This window comes from Streptomyces sp. NPDC002044 (genome assembly GCF_040296725.1).
Lineage (GTDB): Bacteria > Actinomycetota > Actinomycetes > Streptomycetales > Streptomycetaceae > Streptomyces > Streptomyces antarcticus.
Genome location: NZ_JBEOXU010000003.1, coordinates 9,589 through 25,450 on the forward strand (window position 1 = coordinate 9,589; position 15,862 = coordinate 25,450).

General features: G+C 75.1%; 2 protein-coding genes. Both read right to left on the reverse strand.

Annotation, left to right across the window (positions count from 1 at the left end):
• Positions 1-73 precede the first annotated feature (73 nt).
• Positions 74-283 carry an MbtH family protein gene (locus tag ABT106_RS01460; RefSeq protein ID WP_351270607.1) on the reverse strand — a complete coding sequence of 70 codons (210 nt, stop codon included), beginning with the start codon at positions 281-283 and terminating at the stop codon, positions 74-76.
• On the reverse strand, positions 280-15,828 hold the full coding sequence (locus ABT106_RS01465) for a non-ribosomal peptide synthetase (protein ID WP_351270610.1): 15,549 nt from the start codon (positions 15,826-15,828) through the stop codon (positions 280-282). The genes ABT106_RS01460 and ABT106_RS01465 overlap by 4 nt, the downstream gene beginning before the upstream one ends.
• Between the last annotated feature and the right edge of the window lie 34 nt (positions 15,829-15,862).

Below are 15,862 nucleotides of genomic sequence, written 5' to 3' on the forward strand. Positions count from 1 at the left end.
ACGGGAACGCACGGACGCCGCCCCCGGCGAGGAGGTTCTCCTCGCCGGGGGCGGCGTCGTGGTGCCGGGCGGGTCAGCCCTGCAGGGCGACCAGGCTCGCGGGGCGCAGGTCGGTCCAGCTCGTCTCGATGTACGTCAGGCACGCCTCACGGGTGTCCTCGCCGAACACGGTCCGCCAGCCCGCCGGCGCGTCGACGAAGGACGGCCACAGGGAGTGCTGGTTCTCGTCGTTGGCCAGGACCAGGAAGCGGCCCTGCGGGTCCTCGAACGGGTTGGTGGTCATGCGTTCTCACTCCTCGTGGACATAACGGTGAACAGCTCCGAGAGCGGCTGTCCGGGCTCGGCCACCACATGGCGCAGCAGCCGGTGAAGTTCTTCGGCCAGCCGGCGGGCCTTGGCCCGGCCGAGCAGGTCGGTGGCGTGGATCAGTTCGCAGTGCACCGGCCCGTCGCCGCGCGGCTCGTAGAAGCTGAGCGTCAGCTCCGCCTTCGCCGAACCGGTGGGCACCGCGTGGAAGGATCCCACGCCGCCCTCCAACTGGCCGAGGTCCGCCTGCTCGTGGTGGATCACCATGACCTGCGGTCCCCCGGCGGGCAGACCGGTGGCGCGGACGACCTCGTCGAACGGGACGTCCTGCCGGTCCAGGGCGCTGAGCGTGGTCTCCCGCACCCGGCGCAGCAGCTCGGCGAAGGTGGGGTCCCCCGCCGTGTCGGTGCGCAGCACCACGGTGTTGAAGAAGCAGCCGACGAGGTCGGCGAGCTGTTCCTCGCCGCGGCCCGCGACCATCGTGCCGATCGGCAGGTCGGTGCCCGCGCCGTGGGCGGTGAGCAGGGCCGACAGCGCCGAGTGCAGCACCATGAACATGCTGGTGCCCGTCGCCTGGGCCAGGGCGTCCACGTCCGCGTGGAGCCGCTCGTCCAGGACGAAGGAGACGTAGTCGCCGCCCGGGCCGCGGACGGCCGGGGCCTGCGGGCGCGGCCGGTCCGCGGGGAGCGCCAGCTCCCGCGGGACGCCTTCCAGGTTCCGCTGCCACCAGGCGAGCTGGCGGCCGCCGGTGCTGGTGGGCTCGGCGAGGTCGCCGAGGACCTCCCGCGCCCAGGCCGCGTAATCGGAGTAGCCGACGGGCAGCGGCTCCCAGGCGGGGGCCAGGCCCTGCTCACGGGCCTCGTAGGCGGCGGTCAGGTCGCGGAACAGGGGGACTGCGGACCATTCGTCCACCGCGAGGTAGTGCGCGGTCAGCAGCAGCGCCTGGTCGCCCGAGGCGTCGGTGAGGAGCGTGGCGCGCAGGGGCGCCTCGCGGGTCAGGTCGGGGTGGAGCGCGGCGAGTTCGGCGAGCCGGGCGTCGAGGTCGGCGCAGCTCTCCGTCTCCAGGAGAGGGTGCCCGGCGGGCTGCCGGTGCACGGCGCCGTCCCGCTCGGTGAAGCGGGTGCGCAGCGGCTCGTGGCGGGTCACCACGTCGTCGAGGGCGGCGGCCAGGGCGGCCGCGTCCAGGGCGCCGGGCGAACGGAGCACCAGGCCGTGGTCGAAGCCGTCCCAGCGCCGGTACGCCGACCACTGCCAGCGCTGTACGGGGGCCGCAGCGGTGTCCTCGTCGGCGGGGGCCGGGCCGTCGGCCGGGCGCAGCGCCGGGCGGGCGGCGGCCGCGCCGTCGAGCTTGGCGGCGAGGCCGGCGACGGTCAGGGCGTCGAAGACGTCGCGGATGCTCAGCTCGACGCCGAACTCGGAGCGGATGCGGCCCAGGAGGCGCATGGAGGCCATGGAGTGGCCGCCGAGGGCGAAGAAGTTGTCGTGGACGCCGACTTCGTCGAGCTGGAGGATCTCGCCGAAGAGCTCCGCCAGCTTCGCCTGGGTGGCGCCCACCGGGCGGGCCCCGCCGGACATGCCGGACCAGTCGGGCGCGGGGAGCGCCTTGTGGTCGAGCTTGCCGTTCGGGGTCAGCGGCAGCGGGCCGTCGAGGACGACGACGAGCGCGGGGACCATGTACTCGGGCAGATGCCCGGCGACGTGCGCCCGGACGTCCTGCGGGTCGAGGGCGCCGTGCTCCGGGACGACGTAGCCGACCAGGCGGACGATGTCGCCCGCGCGGTCCGGGACGACGGTGGCCTGGCCGACGCCGGGGTGTCCGGCGAGCGCCGCCTCGATCTCGCCGAGTTCGATGCGGAAACCGCGGATCTTGACCTGGGTGTCGACCCGGCCGAGGAAGTCGAGGTTGCCGTCGCGGCGCCAGCGGGCCCGGTCGCCGGTGCGGTACATGCGGCTGCCGGGAGCGCCGAAGGGGTCGGCGACGAACCGTTCGGCGGTCAGCCCGAAGCGGCCGAGGTAGCCGCGGGCCAGGCCGCGGCCGGACACGTACAGCTCGCCGACGACGCCGGGCGGGACGGGCTGGAGCCGGTCGTCCAGGACGTAGGCGGTGGTGTTGGGATCCGGGACGCCGATCGGCACGCGCGCTCCGGGGCGCAGCCGCGCGTCCCGGGAGTCCCACAGGGTGGAGTTGACGGTGGCCTCGGTCAGTCCGTAGGCGCAGATCAGGTTCGCGTGGGCGCCGAACCGCTCGAAGAGGTCCGGCGGCACGGTCTCGGTGCCGACCAGGACGGTCGACCCCTCGGGCAGCGTGCAGCCGGCGGGCAGCGCGGAGACCAGCGACGGCGGGAGGATCATGTGACTGATCGCGTGGTCGGCCAGGAAGTCCGTGAGGGCGGGTCCGGCCACCCGGGCCTCGTCGGTGATGAGGACGAGGCGGCCGCCGTGGCAGAGCGCCATCGCGACCTCGAAGACGAACACGTCGAATCCGATGGAGGCGAACTGCAGGACGCTGCTGTCGCTTTCCAGGCCCATCCGGTCGACCGCGGTGGCGACCAGGCTGGCTATGCCCTCGTGCGGGACGACGACGCCCTTGGGGCGGCCGGTGGAGCCCGAGGTGTAGATGACGTACGCGGCCTGGTCCAGGGCCACCCGCGGGGCGGGCACGGCGGTTTCGGGCTGCCGTGCCAGGGCCGCGGCGGTGGCGTGCTCGTCGAGGAGCAGGACCGGGGCGCCGGTGGCGGGGATCTTCCCGGCCACCGGCTCGGTGCCGACGACCAGGGTCGCCCGGGAGTCCTCGATCATGTAGCTGAGCCGGTCCGCGGGGTGGACCAGGTCCAGCGGCAGGAAGGCGGCGCCGAGCTTCAGGGCGGCCAGCACGGTGGCGATCATGTCCGCCGAGCGGGGCACGGCGACGCCGACCACGCTCTCCGTGCCGACGCCCCGGTCGGCCAGCAGGTGGGCGATCCGGTTGGAGCGGGCGTCCAGCGCGGCGTAGTCGAGGCGGGTGTCGCGGTCGACGAGGGCGACCGCGCCGGGGCGCTCGGCGACGTGCCGGGCGAACAGGGCGGGCAGGGACAGCTCGTCGACCGCGCGCGGGGCGCCGTTGAAGCCTTCCAGGACCAGCGTCCGCTCGTCGCCCACCAGGAGCGGGGCGGCGGACACCGGCAGGTCGGGGGCGGCGGCGAGGGCGCCGGTGAGGGCCGCGAGGCGCTCGCCGATCAGCTCGGCGGTCTCCTGGTCGAAGAGTTCGGTGGCGAACTCCAGACGGCAGACCAGCGATCCGCCGTCGCCGTCGGCGGCGGTCTCCTCGGTGAAGCTGAACACCAGGTCGAACTTGGCGGAGCGGATGCGGAACGGTACGTACTCCACGCCCAGGCCGGCCAGGTCCAGTTCGCCGTCGGTGCGGGCGTGGTAGCCGACCATCACCTGGAACAGCGGGTTGCGGGCCAGCGAGCGGGTGGGGTTGAGCTTCTCCACGACCGACTCGAAGGGCACGTCGGCGTGCGAGAAGGCGGCCAGGTCGGTGTCGCGGACCCGGCCGAGCAGTTCGGTGAACGTGGGGTCGCCGCTGAGGTCGGTGCGCAGCACCAGGGTGTTGACGAAGAAGCCGACGAGGTCGTCGAGGGCCTCCTCGCCGCGGCCGGCGATGGGCGAGCCGAGCGGGATGTCGGTGCCGGCGCCGAGGCGGTGCAGCAGGGTCGCGACGGCCGCGTGGACCACCATGAACATGCTGACGCCGTTGTCCTTGGCGAGCCGCTTCAGGTTCCGGTAGGCCGGGCCGTCGAACGCGACGTCGAGTTCCGCGCCGGTGAAGGCGGGGCGGGCCGGGCGCGGCCGGTCGGTCGGCAGTTCCAGTTCCTCGGGGGCGCCGTCCAGCGCGCGATGCCAGTGGTCGAGCTGGCGGGCGGCGAGGCTCCGGGCGTCGGCCGGGTCGCCGAGCAGCTTCTGCTGCCAGAGCGCGTAGTCGGCGTACTGGACCGGGAGCGGTTCCCAGACGGGGGCGTTGCCGGAGCGGCGGGCGGCGTAGGCGGCGGCCAGGTCGCCGAGGAAGGGGCGGTCGGACCACTCGTCGGTGGTGATGTGGTGCAGGAGGATCACGACGACGTGCTCCCCGGGCGCCACCTCGATGACGGTGGCGCGCAGCGGCAGTTCGGCGGCGAGGTCGAAGGTACGGTTGACGGCCGCGTCGACCAGGGCGCGGGCCTCCTCCTCGGTGGCGCGCAGGTGCTCGACCGGCGGGTGGGCCTGTCCGGCGGGCAGGACCCGCTGGTAGGCCCGGCCGTCGCGCTCGGCGAAGAGGGTGCGCAGGGCCTCGTGGCGGTCGGTGACGTCGGCGAGGGCGGCCCGCCAGGCGTCGATGTCGAGGTTCCCGCGCAGCCGCATCACCAGCGGGAAGTTGTAGGCGGCGGAGGTGTCCTCGATCTGCTGGATGACCCACAGCCGCTGCTGGGCGTGGGACAGCGGCAGCTCGTCCGGGCGCTCGCCCGCGACGAGGGCGGGGCGTGCGTCGGCCCGCGAGCCGCCGGCGCGCAGGGCGAGTTCGGCGACGGTCGGGGCCTCGAAGAGGTCGCGGATCGCCAGCTCCGCGGCGAGCGCGGTGCGGGCGCGGGCGATGAGCCGGGTGGCGAGCAGTGAGTGTCCGCCGAGCTCGAAGAAGTTGGCGTCGATGCCGACGCCGCCCTCCGGAAGCCCGAGGACCTCGGCGAACAGCGCGCAGAGGGTCTCCTCCCGCGGGGTCCGCGGGGACCGGCCGGCTCCGGCGCCGGCGAACTCGGGGGCGGGCAGGGCCCGGGTGTCGAGCTTGCCGTTGACGGTCAGCGGCAGGGTGTCCACGGCCATCAGGGCGGCCGGGACCATGTAGTCGGGCAGGGTGGCCTTGAGGTGTTCGCGCAGGCTCTGGACGAGGGCCTCGCCGCGTTCGGCGCTCTGTTCGGGGACCACGTAGCCGACGAGGCGCTTCCCGGCGGCCTGCTCGTTCACGACGACGGCGGCGTGGGCCACGTCGGGGTGCGCGGACAGGGCGGTGGAGATCTCGCCCAGCTCGATGCGGTAGCCGCGGATCTTGACCTGGTCGTCGGTGCGGCCCAGGAAGTCGATCAGGCCGTCGGGGCGCTGGCGTACGAGGTCGCCCGTACGGTACATGCGCTCGCCGGGGCCGCCGAACGGGTCGGCGACGAACCGCTCGGAGGTGAGTCCGGGCCGGTCGTGGTAGCCGCGGGCGAGGCCGGTGCCGGCGATGTAGAGCTCGCCGGGGCAGCCGGGCGGGACGGGGCGCAGCATGGCGTCGAGGACGTAGCCGCGGGTGTTGCGGATGGGGCGGCCGACCGTGGGGGTCGGGCTGTCGGCGGTGGAGCCGCCGAGGGTGTTGATCGTGTACTCGGTGGGGCCGTACAGGTTGTAGCCGTAGGTGTCCTCGGTGTCGGCGAGGCGGGTCCAGACGGTGTCGGAGACGGCCTCGCCGCCGAGCAGGACCAGCGCGGGCCGGTGCTTGCCGGCGCTCTCGTCCCGGTCGAGGAGCCCTTCCTCGATGAGGAGCTGGGCGTAGGTGGGGGTGACGTTGACGACGTCGATGCGGTGGTCGTCGCAGTAGGCGACCAGGGCCTCGGCGTCGCGGCGCAGTTCCTCGTCGCAGACGTGGACCTCGTGGCCCTCGACGAGCCAGAGCAGCTCCTCCCACGACATGTCGAAGGCGAAGGAGACGGTGTGCGCGATGCGCAGGCGGCGGCCGCCGGCCGCGGCGATGGCCGGGTCGAACACCTCCACCTGGTGGTTGAGCTGCATGTTCGTCAGACCGCGGTACGGGGTGACGACGCCCTTGGGCTTGCCGGTCGAGCCCGAGGTGTAGATGACGTAGGCGGGGTGCTCCAGGCGGCCCGCGACCGAGTGCGCGAACGCGGGACGCTCGGCGTCGGTGACCTCGCCGCCGGGGTGTCCGGCCAGCTCGGCGGCGACGGCCGGGTCGTCGAGGGCGATCTCGGGGGCGAGCGGGCCGGAGGCGGCGCGCAGGGTCGGGGCGACCGCGAGGGTGGTGAGCAGGCACAGCGGCCCGGTGTCCTCGACCATCAGGCGCAGCCGGTCGGCCGGGTGGTCCAGGTCCAGGGGCAGGTACGCGGCTCCGGTGCGCAGGACCGCGAACAGGGCGACGACCATCTCGATGGAGCGGGGCAGGGCCAGGGCCACGGTCCGCTCGGGGCCTGCGCCGCGGGCCAGCAGCAGCCGGGCCAGCCGGTTGATGCGGGCGTCGAGTTCGGCGTACGTGAGGGAGGTGGCGCCGAAGACGAGGGCGACGGCGTCCGGGGTGCGGGCGACCTGCGTGGCGAGCAGGTCGGCGACGGTCTCGTCGGGGACCGGCTGGTCGCCGGCGGCCCAGGCGGCGGTCAGCTCGGCGTGCTCGTCGGGGAGCAGCAGGTCCAGGGTGCCGACCGGGGCGGTGAGGTCGCCGAGGAGGCGCTCCACCAGGGTCCGGTAGCGGTTCAGGGTGGCGGCGGCCTGGTCGTCGTCGACGAGGTCGGGCCGGTACTCCAGCTTGATCTGGACGCGCTCGGCCGGGTTGACGATCAGGGTCATCGGGTAGTGCGTGGAGTCGACGCTGCCGACTCCGGTGATGCCGTGGCGGTCGGTGAGTTCGCGGAAGGCGCCCTCGTCGGCGAAGTTCTGGAGCACGTAGAGGGTGTCGAAGAGGACCGGGTGGCCGCCCGCGCGCTGGAGCTCGGCGAGGCCCAGGTACTCGTGGTCCATCAGCGCCATGCGCTCGGACTGGACGCGCCGCAGCAGGTCGGCGACGGTCTCCTCGGGGCGCAGCGTGACGCGCAATGGGACGGTGTTGAGGAACATGCCGATGGTCGACTCGGCGCCGCGCACCTCGGCCGGGCGGCCGGCGACGGTCGCGCCGAACACCACGTCGCTGCGGCCGACGGCGGCGGACAGCACCAGGGCCCAGGCCGCCGACAGCACGGCGTTGATGGTGAGGCCGTGGGCGCGGGCGCAGCCGCGGAGCCGGTCGCTGAGGTCGGCGCCGAGGTCGAGGGAGTGGCGGCGCGGGATGGTGGGCTCGCCGCCGCGGCTCTTGGCGACGAGGGTCGGTTCCTCCAGGCCGGCGAGCGCGGTGCTCCAGGTGGCGCGGGCCGCGTCGAAGTCCTGGCCGGCGAGCCAGCTCAGGTAGTCGCGGTAGCTGCCGGGGGCGGCGAGGCCGGTGTCGTCGCCGGACGCCGCGTAGAGGGCCAGCAGTTCGTCGAGGAACAGGGACTGGGACCAGCCGTCCCAGGCCACCAGGTGGTGGCTGAGCATCAGGCGGTCGGTGTTCTCGGTGAGCCGGATGAGCTGGAGGCGGAACAGCGGGGGCGCGGCCAGGTCGAAGCGGCGCAGCCGGTCGGCGTCGGCGATCTCGGTGAGGCGGGCCTGCCGCCGCTCCTCGGTGAGGCCGGTCAGGTCGGTCTCGGTGAGCGGGACGGGGACCTCGCCGGCCGGGCCGACGAACTGTACGGGCGCGGGCAGCCCTTCGGAGGTGATGCCGGCGCGCAGGCCGGGGTGCCGGGCGAGCAGGGCGGCGCAGGCGGTGCGCAGCCGGTCCGGGTCCAGGCGGTGGCCGAAGTCGAAGCAGTCCTGGGCGGTGTAGACGTCCAGGCCGTCGGTGTCGTAGCTGGCGTGGAAGTGGATGCCCTCCTGGAGCGGGGACAGCGGCCAGATGTCGGCGACGGGGACCGGGCTGGTCTGCTGGACCCGGTCGATCTCGGCCTGGGTGAGCTGGACCAGGGGCAGGTCGGAGGGGGTCAGGGCGCCGGTGGCGGAGCCGGATCCGGCGGCCTGGGCGATGAGTTCGCGCAGGGCTTCGGCCCAGGCCAGGCCGAGGGCGTGGACGTCCTCGTCGCCGAGGGTCCGGTCCGCCGGCCAGGTCCAGGTGGCCCGCAGTTCGGGGCCGTGCGGGGTGTCCGCGCAGACCGCGTTGACCTGGAGCGGGTACGGCATGGCGAGGCCGGCGTCCGCTTCGACGGACAGGGCGTCGGACTCGGCGGCGGGCGCCCAGTCGACGGCCTGGTCGGCGGGCAGCCGGCCGAAGTAGTTGAACAGCACCTGGGCGGTGGACAGCTGGGCGAAGACGGGGGCGAGCTGCGGGTTGAGGTAGCGCAGCATGCCGTATCCGGCGCCGGAGTCGGGGGCCGAGCGGACGGCTTCCTTGACGGCCTTGAGGGTGTCGAGGGCGCCGTCGGCGGCGGGCAGCCGGACCGGGTGCAGGGCGGTGAACCAGCCCACGGTGCGGGACAGGTCCAGGGAGGTGGCGTCGCGGCCGTGGCGTTCGAGGTCGACGAGCAGGTCGCCCGCCGCGTCGCCACCGCGGCCGGACCGCCAGCGGGACACCGCGAGGCGCAGGGCGGCGAGGAGCACCTCGGTGACGTCGGCTCCCGCGCTGGCGGGGACGGCCGTCAGCAGGGCGCGGGTCTCCTCGGTGGTGAGGGTGACGGTGTGGTCCCGGGCGGAGCCGGCGGTGCCGGACCGGTCGGCGCCGGGGACCAGTTCGGCGCCGGGGGCCAGGGTCTTGGCCCAGTACGGGAGTTCGGCCTGCCGCAGCGGGGAGGTGGCCTGTTCGGCGGTCTCCCGGGCGAAGCGGCGCAGCGAGGTCGGTACGGGTTCCAGTTCGGGGCGCCGCCCGGCGGTCTCGGCGTCCCAGGCGGCGGCGAGGTCGCCGAGCAGGACGCGCCAGGACACGCCGTCCACGACCAGGTGGTGGATGACGAGCAGCAGCCGTCCGGCCGTGCCGGTGCCCGCGTCGAACCAGACGGCCTGGAGCATGGCGCCGGTGTCGGGGTCCAGGCGGCCGGCGGCCGCGTCCGACTCGCGGGCGATCAGGGCGCGCAGGGCGGTGTCGTCCAGGCCGGCGGCGTCGGCGCGGCGCAGTACGGCGGCGGCGTCGACGCTGCCGGCCGGGGCGGTGGCGGCGGACCAGAGGGCCGGGATGGCCGGGCCGAGGTCCATGCGGGTCAGGGACGTCCGCAGGCCGTCGTGGTGGTCCAGTACGGCCCGCAGGACGCGGGTCAGCCGGTCGGTGTCGGCGTCCGCGGGTGTCTGGAGCAGCATCGACAGGTTGAACCGGCCGATGGGGCCGCCGTCCTCGCGGAGCTGGTGGACGATCGGGAGGAGGGTGAGGTCGCCGACGCCGTCGGTGTCGGCGGCGGGGGCCGCGGCGGCGTCCGCGCCGCCGGTGGCGGCGGCGAGGGCGGCCGGGGTGCGGTGCTCGAACACCTCGCGGGGGCTGACCGACAGGCCGGCCTTGCGGGCGCGGCTGGAGACGGACATGGAGAGGATGCTGTCGCCGCCGAGCATGAAGAAGTCCTCGTCGGCGTCGACCGCGTCGAGGCCGAGCACCTCGGCGAAGATCGTGCGGAGCTGCTGCTCGCGGCCCTCTCGCGAGGGGGCGCGGCCGGCCGTGCGGCGGACCGCCGGGGCGGGCAGGGCCTTCAGGTCGGTCTTCCCGCCCGGGGTGAGCGGCAGCGCGTCGAGGGCGACGAAGTGGCTGGGCACCATGGGCGCGGGCAGCGTGCCCGTCAGGGCGGTCCGCACGGCCTCGGTGTCGAACGCGTCGGCCGGGCCGCCCCGGGCCGGGACCAGGTAGGCGACGAGCTGCTTGACGCCGCGCTCGTCGTCGCGGGCGACGACCACCGCGTCGGCGACGTGTGCCTCGTCCCGCAGGCGGGCTTCGATTTCCCCGAGTTCCACTCGGTTTCCCCTGATCTTGACCTGGTGGTCGGTGCGCCCGAGGTAGGTGAGCACGCCGTCCGCGCTGAACTGGACCATGTCTCCGGTGCGGTACATCCGCGCGCCCGGAGTGCCGAACGGGTCGGCGACGAAGCGTTCCGCGGTGAGCGCGGTGCGTCCGTGGTAGCCGCGGGCGAGCTGGTCGCCCGCGAGGTAGAGCTCGCCGGGTTCGCCCGGGGCCACCGGGCGCAGGTACCGGTCGAGGACGTGCAGCCGGGTGTTCCACACGGGCCGGCCGATCGGCACGGTGGCCGCTGTGGCGCTCTCGCCGCCCGCCTGCCAGCTGGTGACCTGGATGACGGCCTCGGTGGGCCCGTACACGTTGTGCAGGGGGACTCCGGTGCGGTCCTGCCAGCGCCGGGCGAGCGGGACGGGCAGGGCCTCGCCGCCGCTGAAGGCGCGGCGCAGGGTCGCCCACCAGGGGGCGCCGTCCGTGAGGTCGGGGTACTCGGCGAGCAGGGCGGTGTACAGGGACGGCACGAGGTCGACGTTGGTGATCCGCTCGGCGCGGATCAGCCCGGCGAGGTAGGCGGGGTCGCGGTGCCCGTCGGGCCGGGCGACGACCACGGTGCCGCCGGTGAGCAGGGGGACGAAGATCTCCTGGACGGAGGGGTCGAAGCTGGTCGAGTACTGGTGCAGCACCCGTTCGCCGGGGCCGAAGCCGAACTCCTCGGCGGTCCAGGCCAGCTGGCCGACGACGGCCCGGTGCGGGACGACGACGCCCTTGGGCAGGCCGGTGGAGCCGGAGGTGTACATCACGTACGCGGCGCCGTCGGGGTCGACGGGGGCGAGCGCGCCCGTCGCGGGGGCGGCCGCGGCCGCCCCGGGGCCGTCGAGGAGGACGGGGGTGACCCCGTCGAGGGCGGGCAGCTTCGCCAGGGACCGCGCGGTGGCGACGACGGTGCGGGCACCGGAGTCGGACAGCATGTGGCGGACCCGGCCGGCCGGGTAGTCGACGTCGACGGGCAGGTAGGCGGCGCCGGCCTTCATGACGCCCAGCAGGGCGACGAGGGTCTCGGCGGACCGGGGCACGGCGACGGCGACCACGGACTCGGCGGCGACGCCGTGGGCGGCCAGCCGGTGCGCGAGCGCCTCGGCGCGGGCGTCGAGTTCGGCGTACGAGGTGTGGCCGTCCTCGTGGACGAGCGCGACGGCGTCGGGGGTGCGGCGCGCCTGCGCGGCGAAGGCGCCGTGCAGGGTGTCCACGGGCAGCCGCCGCTCGGCTCCGGCGAGGGCGGCCAGGGTGGCCCGCCGCTCGTCCGGGGACTGCGCGGCGAGCCGGCCGACCGGCAGGTGCGGGTCGGCCGTGACCTGGTCCAGCACGGCGAGCAGCCGGTCGGCGAAGCGGGCGGCGGCGGCGCCGTCGAGCCGGGCCGGGTCGTGGTCCAGCTGGAGCCGCAGCGTGGCGCCGGGCAGCACGGTGAGGGCGAGCGGGTAGTGCACCGCGTCGCGGATCTCGGATCCGAGGATCCGGATGAGGCCCCGCGGGTCGGCGGCGTCGCCGGCCTCGGGGAGGTTCTCGACGACGACGAGCGCGTCGAAGAGGTCGCCGCGGCCGACGGCCCGCTGGATCTCGGCGAGCCCGAGGTGCTGGTGGTCGAGCAGGTCGGCCTGGCCGTCCTGGAAGGCGGTGAGGACCTCGGCGAGGCTCTGCCCGGGGCGCCAGCCGAGCCGGGCGGGCACGGTGTTGATGAGCAGGCCGACGAGGGTCTCGATGTCCTGTACGGGGGCCTGGCGGCCGGAGACGGTGGTGCCGAGGACGAGGTCCTGGGCGCCGACGACGTCGCCGAGCACGAGGCCGAACGCGCCCTGCACGACGGCGGCGAGGGTCAGTCCGAGGCGGCGGGTCGCGGCGGTGAGCGCGGCGGTCCGCTCGGCGGACAGCTCGACGGTGACCCGGCCGGAGGCGGCGCCCGGCGTCTCGCCGGCGCGGAAGGGGAGGCCGTCGGTCGCGTCGAGGCCGGCCAGGGCGTCGCGCCAGGCCGCGCGGGCCAGGTCCCGGTCGAGGCCGGCCAGCCAGCCGGTGTACGCCCGGTAGGCGGGGTCCGCCGCGGTCGCGGTGGCGGGGGCGCCGGGGCGGTAGCCGTCGAGCAGTTCCCGCATGACCAGGGAGACGGACCAGCCGTCGACGATGATGTGGTGCATCGTCAGGAGCAGGACGGAGCTCCGCGCGCCGAGCCGGACCAGGGCCGCGCGCAGCAGCGGCGGGGCGCCGAGGTCGAAGCCGCGGCCGCGTTCGGCGGCGGCGGTCTCCTCGACGGCGGCCGCCTGCCGGGCCGGGTCCTGGCCGGTCAGGTCGGTGAACCGCCAGGGCAGGGCGACGTCGGCGCCGATGACCTGGACGACGGGGCCGTCGGGGTGCTGGCGGAAGGCGGCGCGCAGCAGCGGGTGGCGGTCCAGGAGCCGCTGGACGGCGGCCCGGAGGGCCTCGGGGTCGACGTCTCCGCCGAGTTCGACGGCGTCCTGGACGGCGTAGCCGTCGGCGCCGCCCCGGTCCATGGCCGCGTGGAAGTAGAACCCCTCCTGGAGCGGGGTGGCCGGGACCACGTCCAGCAGGTCGCCGAGGCCCTCGGCGAACGCGGCGCGGTCCCCGTCGGTGAGCGGGACCAGGGAGAACGGCTCGGGCAGCGGGGCGGCGGCCCGCGGCGCCCGCGGGGCCTGCCCGGCGGCGAGGGCGAGGGCCGCGACGGTACGGAGCCGGAACACCTCGCGGGGGCTGATCGCGAGGCCGGCGGCCCGGGCGCGGGTGACGAGCTGGATGGCGACGATGCTGTCGCCGCCGAGCTCGAAGAAGCTGTCGTGGACGCCGACCGACGGCAGTGCGAGGACCTCGGCGAAGAGCGCCGCGAGGGCGGTCTCGGCCGGGGTGGTGGGGGCGGCGTCGCCGGTCAGGGCGGTCCACCGCGGGTCGGGCAGGGCGCGGGCGTCGAGCTTGCCGTTGGGGGTGAGCGGCAGCGGGCCGTCCATGCGGACGACGGCCGAGGGCACCATGTGGTCGGGCAGGCCCTGGGCGGCCTCGGCGCGGGCCGCGGTGACGGCGGCCTCGGCTCCGGCGGCGTCCAGGGAGGCGTCGGCGACGAGGTAGGCGACGAGCCGCTTCGCGGCGCGCTGGTCCTCGCGGACGAGGACGGCGGCCTGCGCGATGCCCGGGCAGGCCATGAACGCGCTCTCGATCTCGCCCGGTTCGATGCGGTGGCCGCGGATCTTGATCTGGCCGTCGGCGCGGCCGAGGAAGTCGAGGTTGCCCTCGGCGGTCCAGCGGACCCGGTCGCCGGTGCGGTACATGCGGGTGCCTGGCTCGCCGAAGGGGTCGGCGACGAACCGCTCGGAGGTCAGGCCGAAGCGGCCGAGGTAGCCGCGGGCCAGGCCGCGGCCGGCGACGTACAGCTCGCCCTCGACACCGACGGGGACGGGCCGCAGCGCGGAGTCCAGCACATAGGCCCGGGTGTTGGGGTCGGGCTCGCCGATCGGGACGGGTCCCTGCCAGTCGGGGCGGGCGAGCCAGAGGGTGGAGTTGACGCTCGCCTCGGTGAGGCCGTAGGCGACGACGATCCGCAGGCGGTGCGACCAGCGGGCGATCAGCTCGCTGGGGACGGCCTCGGTGCCGACGACGAGCACGCAGCCCTCGGGCAGTTCGCAGTCCTGCGGCAGCGCCGACACCAGCGACGGCGGCAGGATCATGTGGGTGGCGCGGTGGGCCGCGATGTAGTCGGTGAGGGTGGGGCCCGCGACGCGGCGCTCGGTGGGGACGACGATGATCCGGCCGCCGACGCACAGCGACATGACCAGGTCCCAGACCGTCACGTCGAAGCCGACGGAGGCGAACTGGACGACCCGGCTGTCCGGGCCGATGCCGATCCGCTCGGTGGCGGTGGCGATCAGGCTGCCGATGCCGTCGTGGGGGACGACGACGCCCTTGGGGCGGCCGGTGGAGCCGGAGGTGTAGATGACGTACGCGGCCCCGTCGAGCGGGATGTCCAGGCCGAGGGCGGCCGGGTCCTGCGCGGCGAGGGCGGCGGCGGTCCGCGGGTCGTCGAGCCGGAGCGGCTCCAGGCCGGGGAGCACGGGCAGGCCCTCGGCCTGCTCCCGGGCGGTGACGACCGTACGGGCGCCGGCGTCCTGGAGCATGTACGCGAGGCGGTCCTGCGGGTGGTCGGAGTCCAGCGGCAGGTAGGCGGCGCCGGTCTTCATCACGGCGAGCAGGGCGGTGACGAGCTCGGGCGAGCGGGGCAGGGCCACGCCGACGACGTCCTCGGCGCCCACGCCGCGGGCGGCGAGGAGGCGGGCGAGCCGGTTGGCGGCGGCGTCGAGCTCCGCGTAGGTCAGCTCGGTGTCCTCGCAGACCAGGGCGACGGCCCCGGGGGCGCGGCTCACCTGGGCCTCGAAGGCGGCCGGCCAGGACAGTTCGGGGGAATCGCTCGGGGAGGTGCCGAAGTCCACCAGCAGCCGGTCGCGTTCGGCGGCGGTGGTGAGGTCGAGCCGGCCCATCAGCCGGCCGGGGTCCTCGGCGAAGGCGTCGAGGAGGATGCCGAAGCGCTCCTGGTGGGCGACGAGGCCGTCCTCGGTGCACTGGTCGGCGTCGGCATCGAAGAGGACGCGGACGGCGCCGCGCACGGACTCGCCGACGCTGACGGCCAGGTCGCTGACCGCGCCCATCCACTGGGGGCGCAGGTCGGACTCGTGGTCGCCAAAGCGCAGCCAGTCGGTGCCGGGGAGGATGTTGACGGTGGGGCCGACGAGCTCGGACACGCCCTCGACCAGGCCGAGTTCCTTGGCGAGGTCCTCGGCGCGGTACCGGCCGTGGGCGACGGCTTCGGCGATCCGGGCGGAGGTCTGGGCGAGCAGCTCGGCGACGGTCGTGCCGGGGCGTACGGTCAGCCGCAGCGGCACGATGTTGGAGACCATGCCGGGGACGCCGAGGATGGCGCGGTCCCGGCGGGTGGTGACGGGCAGGCCCAGCACCAGGTCCTGTTCACCGGTGGTGCGGTGCGTGTACGCGGCCACGGCGGCGACCAGCAGGGCGGACAGGCGGACCCCGGACGCCTGGGCGGCGGCCTTGAGCCGGTCGGTGCCGGCCACGGAGAGTTCGGTGGTGCGCCGGTAGCGGCGCGTGATGATCTTCTGGCCGGGCTCGACGAGGCGGACCGGCTGCGGCCGGTCGGCGAAGCGCTCCAGCCAGTACGCGCGGTCCTCGGCGTACGTCTCGGAGGCGCGGTATGCCTCCTCGGAGGCGGCGAGCCGGGTCACGTTCCAGGCGACGGGGGCGGGTTCCCGGGTTCCGGTGTAGAGCTCGCCGACCCGCTGGGAGAGCAGGCCGATGCTCACGCCGTCGATGACGAGGTGGTGGTAGCACTGGTACCAGAGCACCCGGTCGTCGGCGAGCCGGAGCAGGGTGTGCGAGAACAGCGGGCCGTCCGCGAGCGACAGGGGACGGGTCCGGTGGGCGCCCATCCACTCCCAGGCGGCGTCCTCGGGGTGGGCTTCGGCGCGCAGGTCGACTACGGGCACGTCGACGGGCATGCGGCGGGGGAACTGGCGGGGGCTGCCGTCCCCGGTCGTCGCGAAGACGACGTGGAGGCAGTCCGCCTCCTCGACCACCTGCCGCACGGCGGCGGTCAGGCGGTCGAGGTCGACGTCACCGCGCAGTTCCAGGGTGAACGAGACGTTGAAGGCCGAACTGTCCGGCTCGATCCGCTGAGCGAGCCAGATCCCGGATTGTCCACCGGTGACGGGGGTTCCGGCGGCAGTGGTCCGGTCCGAGTCGGCGTCCATCATCGTTCGTTGGGCCTTTCCCTGGTCCTGCGTCGGT

Bases quoted from the DNA above. Each gene is read 5' to 3' on its own strand.
- ABT106_RS01460 (WP_351270607.1), bottom strand. From the start codon at position 283: ATGACCACCAACCCGTTCGAGGACCCGCAGGGCCGCTTCCTGGTCCTG.
- ABT106_RS01465 (WP_351270610.1), bottom strand. From the start codon at position 15,828: ATGATGGACGCCGACTCGGACCGGACCACTGCCGCCGGAACCCCCGTC.